This window comes from Sphingomonas sp. CCH9-F2 (genome assembly GCF_001556735.1).
Lineage (GTDB): Bacteria > Pseudomonadota > Alphaproteobacteria > Sphingomonadales > Sphingomonadaceae > Sphingomonas > Sphingomonas ginsenosidimutans.
Window position 1 is genome coordinate 1 of sequence record NZ_LSJO01000610.1, and the last position, 2,815, is coordinate 2,815.

Here is a 2,815-nt window from a genome sequence, read left to right on the forward strand (position 1 = left end):
GATCGCGCCGGCGAGCTGGCAATGGCCCGAGCGCATGGCGGCGCGGACGCTCGACCTTCCCCGTTGGGAAGCGGGGCAGCGGATGATGCAGAGCGCCAGCCCGGCCGCGTTCCGCGCGATCGTCGGGGCCGACAAGATCGTGACGGCCAACCGCGAGACGATCGACCGATGCAGAAAAGCGGCAGGCAAAGCAGACGAGGCGGTACGATGCACGATTAGGATCGCCCCATAGTAACCGCGTGTCTATTCCGCTAAGTAATTGATAATTATACCATCCGACCATAGCCTAACCGTAGCAGCCTTGCGCGGACCTAATTGCGAGTCGGTGCATGGCTTCACGAATAGGCAATCAGTACTAAGTTCAGTTAACCGTAACCTAACGGTTTCAATGCGACATGTAGGTGCGCTGAAGGCGCACTGAGGTGAATATGAGCAGCATCTCCATCAACGATGTCATGGCCTTGCGGAACGCCGTACTCGACAAGAACGCGGCGCTTCGGAATGTAGCGAGCAACCCGAATTCTGACACCGTTTCTGGGGCTACGAGAGGAGCGGCTTTTGACGCAGCGATGAACACCGCGCTGGGAAAGGCGGATAGCCCGAATTCCGTCTCAGGAGTGAGCGGAGCGGCGGGCGTGTCGCAATCAGGACTCGCGGAGCCAGGCGGCTTCGCCACCACTTTTCAGACGCAGCTTCAAAAAATTAACGCGATCAATGCGCGCGCTGGTGCTTTGACGGTCGCCTACGAACGAGGAGAGGAAACCGACATTGCGAAGGTCATGCTAGCGCGGCAGGAGTCCTCAATCGCCTTCGAGGCGACGTTACAAGTTCGCAATAAAGTGCTTTCGGCCTACAAGGACATCATGAGTATGCCGGTCTAGCGCAATCTGCCGAAAGCACATCCCTGGATCGGTAATCCGGTGCTGCGAATTGCCGGCACGACGCGCGATCGGATCGAGGCGCCGGTCGAGCGGGGCGGGCTGGCATGGGTCTTCACAGACACCGCGGGGCGCACCGACACGAGCGATCCGATTGAAGCCATCGGGGTGGAGCGTGCGCGCGAGAGCATGGCAGCCGCCGACCTGGTGCTATGGCTGGGGGATGATCCGCCCCCAGCTTCCGGCATGATCGCCGTCCATGCACGGGCGGACGACCCGGACCGCACGCACGTGCCAAAAACGTTCACGCGACAGTCTCTGCCGGCAATCCGTTAGGTGCCCTTCAGTTTCCGAGCGCTGTTGTGCATGGACACGATCTTCCATCGTCCGTTCATCTTCTTAAGCACGCTTGTGGCGACGCCGAGTCGTTCGGCGGCCTCACCGGTTTTTGGCTCGATCCGGTAACGGTAGGTCTCGGTCGCAAGGGCAACCGACCCTTCGAAGCGGACGTCAACCTTGTAGTCGGAGAAGCGGAACGATTTGAACTGCTTCAGCTCGGGACCGAGATGATGAGCCAGGTAGGTGGCGTAGCTGCCCTCAGATGCTCCTGTCTCGAAAACCCGCGCGTCGGTCGTGAACAGTTGCTCGGTTCCAGCAGCGTCAAGCTTTTCGATCGCGTCCTTATACTGTGACAGCGCCGCCGCCACGGCACGTGTGTCAGTGGTGCGGGCGTCTGACTGCGCCCACGCTGCGGCAGGAAGAGCGATCGACACCGCTATAATCATCTTCACGCAGGTGCTCATTTATCATCTCCCAAAACAAAATTAGCCGACCTTAGGATATCTCCATTTGACGCATCAATATGGAGCAGCGGCTGACGTCAGAACGCGAGATGGTCGAGGCCGCCATGCATGAAAGAACCCCCTAGCCAACCCTGGACGGCGATGGCGATGATCGCGCCTACCGAGCCGACGACCAGCATGACGCGTGCCGTATCTCGGTAAAGGCTTGCGCCGCCAAAGCCCGAGTAGCTCCACTGCGAACGCACCGATGATCAAGGCGATCGGAAAGTGAATCACCACCGTGTGCAGGCAACCGAGCCAGCTTGCTAAGCGCTGTCCGAAGGTCTTGTTTTTGGTTGCGGCCTCATCGTGCCCACGACCCATCGCCATGCCGAGCGCCAGTGCCGCCGCCAGCAAAGTCAGCTTCGAAGTCCGCATGATTCAGCGCTTCCCGCAAATTTGCTTACTTTGGTCAATACGTAGCGGCGGACGTTCCCCTCACGGCTCATCGTGCCACCAAGCGTCTGCACCGTTGCAAAATCGGTACGTTCAGCCCGAGCGAAGTCCCGGTCCACTTAACGGAACGGCTCGACGCTGGCCGACCGGCGGCTTAGGTCTCGCTTTAACGAAGGGGGCATCGCAACGACAACATGGCCGCGCAACTTGATCAAATAACTACCAAAGAGGATCACGACGGCCTTGTGCGTCGGCTCATTACCCGTTGGCGTGACGATCCGGGCGCGACCTATCGAAGCTGGTTCCTGTGGGACGAGCGGCTGAAGAATTTTCGTTCGATCCGGCGCGGTATCACCCAGGTCGTCGGCGAGATCGAGCGCGGTTCGTTTGGCGTCGCCTATCGCGGATCGTCGCTCGAAACCGTCGTCCATTCCGTTGCCGAACAGCGCCAAATCTTCAAAGGTGCGGACCATGCGTTCCTCTGGAAACCGAAGCTGCGCATCCCCGACATATACGAGAGCCCCGAGAACCAGCGCGCGTTCGGCCGCCTGCTAGACGCCTGTTCGTGTTGCGACACGGCCGAGGAGATCATCGGCCATATCCACGCGATCGACCGCCTGAAGATCAAGGGGCTTGGGCCTGCTGTCGCCAACCTCCTCTACTTCCTTCACCCGACGCTGGTGCCGCCCTTCAACACCG

Annotated in this window: 4 protein-coding genes and 1 pseudogene; 4 read left to right on the plus strand and 1 reads right to left on the minus strand. The window is 59.9% G+C overall.

Annotated features, from left to right (window positions below; all coding sequences use genetic code 11):
* The 3 genes from AX685_RS17045 to AX685_RS23465 form a co-directional block, all read left to right on the plus strand.
* Nucleotides 1-232 (plus strand): DUF6118 family protein (locus AX685_RS17045; RefSeq protein ID WP_231792276.1); only part of this gene is annotated, 232 nt, incomplete at its 5' end.
* Nucleotides 233-428: 196 nt separating this feature from the next.
* Complete coding sequence (locus tag AX685_RS17050; RefSeq protein ID WP_046195647.1) at nt 429-881, plus strand: flagellar hook-basal body complex protein FliE; 453 nt, start codon at nt 429-431, stop codon at nt 879-881.
* A gap of 39 nt (nt 882-920) precedes the next feature.
* Nucleotides 921-1,214, plus strand: coding sequence for a GTPase (locus AX685_RS23465; RefSeq protein ID WP_046195646.1), 294 nt, complete (start codon nt 921-923; stop codon nt 1,212-1,214).
* On the opposite strand, the gene AX685_RS17060 is transcribed toward AX685_RS23465, so the two are convergent.
* Nucleotides 1,211-1,681 carry a YybH family protein gene (locus AX685_RS17060; RefSeq protein ID WP_046195645.1) on the minus strand — a complete coding sequence of 157 codons (471 nt, stop codon included), beginning with the start codon at nt 1,679-1,681 and terminating at the stop codon, nt 1,211-1,213. The genes AX685_RS23465 and AX685_RS17060 overlap by 4 nt on opposite strands.
* A gap of 629 nt (nt 1,682-2,310) precedes the next feature.
* Between AX685_RS17060 and AX685_RS17065 the strand changes: the two are divergent.
* Nucleotides 2,311-2,815, plus strand: a pseudogene (locus AX685_RS17065) (type II restriction endonuclease); the annotation flags it as partial.

Bases quoted from the DNA above. Each gene is read 5' to 3' on its own strand.
- AX685_RS17050 (WP_046195647.1), top strand. From the start codon at position 429: ATGAGCAGCATCTCCATCAACGATGTCATGGCCTTGCGGAACGCCGTA.
- AX685_RS17060 (WP_046195645.1), bottom strand. From the start codon at position 1,681: ATGAGCACCTGCGTGAAGATGATTATAGCGGTGTCGATCGCTCTTCCT.